The 363-nt window shown below is 61.7% G+C and carries 1 pseudogene; it reads right to left on the bottom strand.

The annotated features are described in order from the left end of the window. A pseudogene (locus tag MOV74_RS40450) lies at positions 1-363 on the bottom strand (branched-chain amino acid ABC transporter permease); the annotation flags it as partial.

Raw genomic sequence — 363 nt, 5'->3', positions numbered from 1 at the left:
CTGGTGGGTCGAGATCAGCTGGCTGCCCAGGAACGGCGAGGAGCCGAACGGGGTCGGATACTGCTTGATGGTGAAGTCCCAGATCAGGCCGGCCGAGGAGTTGATGATCGCAAACAGCGCGATGAAGCCGGCGACGTTGGTCAGCACCGGTGCCTTGGCGAGCGGCTTGAACAGGATGCGCTCGATCGCGATGCCGGCGACGAAGGAGAATGCCAGCGTGATGATGAAGGCGGCCCAATAGGACAGGCCCCATTGCATCAGCTGCCAGGAGATGAAGGTCGAGAACATCGCCATCTCGCCTTGCGCGAAGTTGAGATGGTCGATGGCCTGGTAGATCATGACCACGGCGAGCGCCATGCAGGC

The organism is Bradyrhizobium sp. SHOUNA76 (assembly GCF_023006445.1).
Lineage (GTDB): Bacteria > Pseudomonadota > Alphaproteobacteria > Rhizobiales > Xanthobacteraceae > Bradyrhizobium.
Note: the sequence above shows the minus strand (reverse complement) of the source record. Positions and strands in the feature narration are given on the sequence as shown.